The sequence below is a fragment of the Protofrankia sp. CiP1_Cm_nod1 genome (assembly GCF_920888515.1).
Lineage (GTDB): Bacteria > Actinomycetota > Actinomycetes > Frankiales > Frankiaceae > Protofrankia.
The window spans coordinates 1-5,458 of record NZ_CAKKTM010000225.1 but is presented as its reverse complement, the minus strand read 5'-3'; the positions used below and the strand labels follow the sequence as shown (position 1 = coordinate 5,458).

The 5,458-nt window shown below is 70.2% G+C and carries 5 protein-coding genes; 3 read left to right on the top strand and 2 right to left on the bottom strand.

Annotated elements, in window-relative coordinates; translation table 11 throughout:
• The first annotated feature begins 579 nt into the window (after nucleotides 1-579).
• Together NBX02_RS10490 and NBX02_RS10485 are read left to right on the top strand one after the other, a co-directional pair.
• The gene (locus tag NBX02_RS10490) at nucleotides 580-1,443 is read left to right on the top strand and encodes a 3-hydroxybutyryl-CoA dehydrogenase (protein WP_250286517.1); all 864 of its coding nucleotides are present in this window, start codon (nucleotides 580-582) and stop codon (nucleotides 1,441-1,443) included.
• A 21-nt stretch (nucleotides 1,444-1,464) separates the two neighbouring features.
• Nucleotides 1,465-2,625: an acyl-CoA dehydrogenase family protein gene (locus tag NBX02_RS10485; protein WP_250286518.1), complete on the top strand. Its 1,161-nt coding sequence runs from the start codon at nucleotides 1,465-1,467 to the stop codon at nucleotides 2,623-2,625.
• Between the two features lie 167 nt (nucleotides 2,626-2,792).
• Here NBX02_RS10485 and NBX02_RS10480 read toward each other — a convergent pair whose 3' ends face one another.
• Together NBX02_RS10480 and NBX02_RS10475 are read right to left on the bottom strand one after the other, a co-directional pair.
• Complete coding sequence (locus tag NBX02_RS10480; RefSeq protein ID WP_250286519.1) at nucleotides 2,793-3,842, bottom strand: LLM class F420-dependent oxidoreductase; 1,050 nt, start codon at nucleotides 3,840-3,842, stop codon at nucleotides 2,793-2,795.
• A gap of 214 nt (nucleotides 3,843-4,056) precedes the next feature.
• A complete protein-coding gene (locus NBX02_RS10475; RefSeq protein ID WP_250286520.1) occupies nucleotides 4,057-4,440 on the bottom strand; it encodes a VOC family protein in 384 nt (127 codons plus the stop codon).
• A 486-nt stretch (nucleotides 4,441-4,926) separates the two neighbouring features.
• On the opposite strand from NBX02_RS10475, the gene NBX02_RS10470 reads away from it, so the two are divergent.
• On the top strand, nucleotides 4,927-5,458 hold a 532-nt coding region (locus tag NBX02_RS10470), incomplete at its 3' end, for a hypothetical protein (RefSeq protein WP_250291150.1).

The window sequence follows — 5,458 nt, the reverse complement described above, 5'->3', positions numbered from 1 at the left end:
TCCGCAACATAACCGCTACAGCACGCGCTCGAAAACCTGACGCACGCATGCCACGGCGGTTCATACCGATCACGCGGAGTTCCACCGGACAGCACCGGATTCCGCCATATCACGTCAAATAAAACCGGATACAGACGGATTCCACCCGGTTCCACAGGACGCGGGCACCCACCACCGGAACGGACAGGGGACGTGGTACGGCCGGCCACCCCGTCCGCCCGCGGCGTCAACGGCCGGCGGAACCGGCCCACGAAGCGATATAACGGAAAGTAATGTCCTGGTGTCGCTACGGCTCACAGCCCGGTCCCGGGATTACCTGTAAAGATCGCGACATGCCTCCGGCCGGAGCCGGCCACCCGACCCAGCGTGATGGACGGCGATGGGTACGGTATCGACGGCAGGAAGCTTGTACATCCGATAGATGGATGTCAAAATATCTCTCGCGCGTGACGGCGGAAGCTCTCATCCGCCGGCGAAAACCGGAAAGATCCGGAAAGCTACCGAGCCGGCGCGGGAACGGCGCCCACGGGCCAGGACGAGCGGCGACGGCCCACCGGGCCAGGACGAGGAGAACTGGACATGAGTGGGATCCAGCGGGTGGGAATCGTGGGTGCCGGGCTGATGGGCTCCGGCATCGCCGAGGTCAGCGCCCGGGCAGGGCTGGACGTCGTGGTGACCGAGGTGAGCCAGCTCGCGCTCGAGGCGGGGCAGCGGCGGATCGAGAAGTCGTTCGAGCGCGCGGTCCGCGGCCAGAAACTGAGCGAGCAGGAGCGCGACGCGGCGCTGAGCCGCGTGCGCTACACCACCAGCCTGGACGACTTCATCGACCGGGACCTGGTGGTCGAGGCCATCGCGGAGAACGAGCAGGCCAAGCTGGAGGTGTTCACGGCGCTGGACAAGGTGGTGGCCTCACCCGAGGCGATCCTGGCGTCGAACACCTCGTCGATTCCGATCATGAAGCTGGGCATGGCCACGACCCGGCCGGCGTACGTGGTGGGCCTGCACTTCTTCAACCCGGTGCCGGTGCTGAAGCTGGTGGAGCTGATCCCGTCGCTGCTGACCTCCGAGGAGACCCTGGCGGCCGTGACGGACTTCGCCACCGGGGCGCTGGGCAAAACGGTGATCCGCTCGCAGGACAGGGCGGGCTTCGTGGTCAACGCGCTGTTGATCCCGTACATACTGTCGGCGATCCGGATGATGGAGTCGGGTTTCGCGTCGGTGGAGGACATCGACAACGGCATGGTGTACGGCTGCTCCCATCCGATGGGGCCGCTGCGGCTGGCGGATCTGATCGGCCTGGACACCGTGAAGGCGGTGGCGGACTCGCTGTACGAGGAGTTCAAGGAGCCCCTTTACACCGCCCCGCCGCTGCTGCTACGGATGGTCGATGCCGGCCTGCTGGGCAAGAAGTCCAGTCGTGGCTTCTACGACTATCACAGTTGATCTTCCGGGAAGGAGTCGGGGATGAGCCAGGGCTTCGGGCTTTACCAGCTCGGCGAGGAACACGAGGCGCTGCGCGCGGCCGTACGCGCGCTGGCGGAGAAGGAGATCGCGCCATACGCGACGGAGGTGGACGAAGCCGAACGGTTTCCGGCGGAGGCCCGTGACGCCCTGGTGAAGGCGGATTTCCACGCGGTGCACATCCCGGAGTCCTACGGCGGCCAGGGCGCGGACGCGGTCTCGGCGTGCATCCTGATCGAGGAGGTCGCGCGGGTGTGCGCGTCCTCGTCACTGATCCCGGCGGTGAACAAGCTGGGCTCGCAGCCGATCATCCTGTCCGCCGACGAGGAGCTCAAGCGCACGGTGCTGACCGAGATCGCGGCCGGCGCCGGGATCTCGTACGCGCTCTCCGAACGAGAGGCGGGCTCGGACACCGCGTCGATGCGCACCCGCGCCCAGCTGGACGGGGACCACTGGGTGCTCAACGGCACGAAGGCCTGGATCACCAACGCCGGGGAGTCGACCTGGTACACGGTGATGGCGGTGAGCAACCCGAACGCGGACAAGCCCTCACGGGGCATCTCCGCGTTCGTGGTGCACCGGGACGACCCGGGCTTCTCGGTGGGCAACAAGGAGCGGAAGCTGGGGATCAAGGGATCGCCGACCAGGGAGATCCACTTCGAGAACTGCACGATCCCGGCCAACCGGATCATCGGCGAGCCGGGCACCGGCCTGAAGACGGCGCTGGCCACCCTGGACCACACCCGTCCGACGATCGCGGCGCAGGCGCTGGGGATCGCGCAGGGCGCGCTGGACGCGGCCGTGGACTACGTGCGCGAGCGCCGGCAGTTCGGGCAGCGCATCGGGGACTTCCAGGGCATCCAGTTCATCCTGGCCGAGCTGGCGATGAAGATCGAGGCCGCGCGGCATCTGGTGTACGCCTCGGCGGCGACCACCGAGCGCGGTGAGCCGCAGGCGGGCTTCCGCTCCGCGGCGGCCAAGACGTTCGCCTCGGACGTGGCCATGGCGGTGACCGTCGACGCCGTGCAGCTGTTCGGCGGCGCCGGGTACACCCGGGACTTCCCGGTGGAGCGGATGCTGCGCGACGCCAAGATCACCCAGATCTACGAGGGCACCAACCAGATCCTGCGCATAGTCATGGCCCGCCACCTGCTCCGAGGCTGACCCGCCCGACACCGGCACAACGCCCGGCGCATCGCCGGGCCCGGCGATGCGCCGCGAGGCCGGCCGGCCCTGGGGACGAAGGGGGCGTGGGCTCCTCCCAGAGCCCGCGCCCACCGGCGGGCCGTGCCCGCCGGTGGGCGCGCCCGCCGCCCGTCCCCGGCCGGCGGTCAGTCGATGATCGCGCGTAGCTGCTCGACGGCGTGCACACGCTCGGCGTGCGCGGCCGCCAGCGGCGTCACGTGCAGGGTCGTGACACCGGCTTCGGCAAAGGCGGCGACCCGCTCCTTGATGTACCCGGGCGGCCCCACCAGCGAGGTGTCCCGGACCAGGTCCTCCGGGATGGCGGCCGCGGCCTCCTCCTTGCGCCCGGCGAGGTAGAGCTCCTGGACGACGTCGGCGGCCTGCTCGTACCCGTACCGGCAGGCCAGGTCGTTGTAGAAGTTCCTGCCCTTCGCGCCCATGCCGCCGATGTAGAGGGCCAGCTGGGCGCGATATGGCCGCAGCAGCTCGGGATCGTCCTGGTAGCCCTCGCCGATGGCGAGGAACACGCTGGCGGTGATGTCCAGCGGGCCGAGCTCGGGGTCGCGCCTGGCATAGCCCTCCCGCAGGGCGCTCCCCCACGCGTTGTCGGCCCTGTCCGGGTGGAAGAACACCGGCAGCCATCCCTCCGCGATCTCGGCGGCCAGCGCCACGTTACGCGGGCCGATCGCGGCCAGGACGATCGGGATCCGGGGCCGCAGCGGACGGTTTATGATCTTCAGTGGCTTGCCGAGGCCGCTGCCCTGGCCCTCCGGCAGCGGGACCTGGTAGTACTTGCCCTTGTACACCACGGGTTCCCGCCGCCACACCTGGCGGCAGATGTCTATCACCTCGCGGGTGCGGCCCAGCGGCGCGTCGTAGAGGATGCCGTGGAAGCCCTCGATCACCTGTGGCCCGGACGCGCCGAGCCCGAGCCAGAACCGGCCACCGGAGACGAAGTCCAGGCCCGCGGCGGTCATCGCGGTCAGTGTCGGGGTACGGGTGTATAGCTGCAGGATGGCGGAGGCGATCTCCAGCCGGCTGGTCCGCGCCGCGATGAAGCCGAGCTGGCTGACCGCGTCAAAGGTGTACGCCTCGGCGACCGAGACGATGTCGAGTCCGGCCTTCTCGAAGTCCTCGAGCTCGGCGACGGCCTCCGTGAAGCCACCGCTGTAACTCAGCGTCATGCCGATCCGCATCGATCTCCCCAGTTCTGCTCGCAATAACAGTCACAACTGACTGGACGATATCGCTGGTGACCCGGCCCGAGACAGAACTTTCACGGTGGCCGGCACCTTCACCGCGGCCGGCGGACGGCAACCCGCTCCGCCCGTCCGCGGCCCGTCCGCCACCCGTCCGTGGCCCGTCCGCGGCCCGTCCGCGGCCCGTCGGCGGGGGCCGGGCGGGCCCCCGTCAGGCCGCGCTGCCGTAAGGGCGGGTGAGGATCTCCAGCAGGTGGCCGTCCGGGTCCTGGAAGTAGGCCCCGCGACCGCCGCTGCCGTGGTTGATCTCTCCCGGCCGGCTGCGGCCCGGGTCGGCCCAGTAACGGATGCCACGCTCGCGGATCCGTCCGAAGATCTCGTCGAACTCCGTCTCGCCGATGAGGAAGGCATAGTGCTGCGGGGTGACCGCGCCTTTCGTCTCGGCGAAGTCGAGGCTCACGCCGTTGTCGGCCGTGACCACGAGGAAGTGGCCGAACGGGGCCGGGCCGCCCAGCCCGAGGACGTCGGCGAAGAAGGCGGCCGACGCGCTCTTGTCATGCGCCGACACGATGGTGTGGTTGAGCTCTACGGTCATGGCGGTAGTCCCTTCCGGGCCCCTTCAGCGGCCTCTTCCGGCTCCTGCAGGAGTCCCTTGCACGGTTCTTTCCGGGCTTCCGTGCTGCTCACCTGTGCGATGCGCCGCGCCTTTCCTGCCTGTCACGGTGGGTGGGTGCGGACGCCGCGCGCCCGTGGACGACCATGCCACGGCGGGCCGCCGGCCGGCGCGCCGAACGCCTCCGGCGGCGCCGTAAGGCATGTCGGGAAAGGCATGACAGCAGTCTGCAACCTCAACCGCACTTCAGGTCAACAGGAACCGCACGACTGCTCCCGGCCGCCCAGCCGCCGTCCCCCAGCCGTTGCCTCCCAGCCGTCGCCTCCCAGCCGTCTTCCGGGTGCGGCTGATCCCCGGGCCGCCGCCGGCACCGTGGTCCGTCAGGATCCAGCACCGTGGTCCGTCAGGATCCAGAAGAAGCGGCCGGGCGGTGGCACGGCCGCGCTGGCGGGCAAAGGAGCGGGGCACATGAGCGACCGGGACGAGAAGGACAACGACAGGGACGGCGCGGGCCACGAGGACGGCACGGCGGTGGCGGTGGGTGGCGGCGGGTGGCGGCTGCTCGTCGGTGACCTGCCGCTGGTCGTCGTCCCCGGCCTTGTCGTCGAGCTGCGCGAGCTGCCGCCGTACAGCATCGCGCTGGACGGGGTCGTGCAGGGCCCCGCGCTCGACCTGCGCGCCCGCCGGCTGAGTTTCGACCACCACGGCGCCTGCATCCGGCTGGTGACCACCGCGACCTGCCGACAGGTCACCGACGCGCTGCTGCTCGGGCTGGATCCCCGCCGTTACACCGTCTACGTCAACGACGTCGACGCGGACACCGCGCTGGCCGTGGCGCTGCTGGCCCACCCGGGCTGGCTGGCGGCGGCCTCGCCGGTACGCGGGCCGGTGCGGCGGCTGGTCGAGGCGGTCGCCGGGCGGGACGCGCACGGCCCCGCCTACCCGGTGGCCGAACCGGGCCTGCTCGCCGCGTTCGCCGCCCGGGTGCCACTGCCCTCCC

What these genes read in the sequence shown, in the direction of transcription:
- NBX02_RS10490 (WP_250286517.1), top strand. Translation starts at nt 580, where the DNA reads ATGAGTGGGATCCAGCGGGTGGGAATCGTGGGTGCCGGGCTGATGGGC.
- NBX02_RS10485 (WP_250286518.1), top strand. Translation starts at nt 1,465, where the DNA reads ATGAGCCAGGGCTTCGGGCTTTACCAGCTCGGCGAGGAACACGAGGCG.
- NBX02_RS10480 (WP_250286519.1), bottom strand. Translation starts at nt 3,842, where the DNA reads ATGCGGATCGGCATGACGCTGAGTTACAGCGGTGGCTTCACGGAGGCC.
- NBX02_RS10475 (WP_250286520.1), bottom strand. Translation starts at nt 4,440, where the DNA reads ATGACCGTAGAGCTCAACCACACCATCGTGTCGGCGCATGACAAGAGC.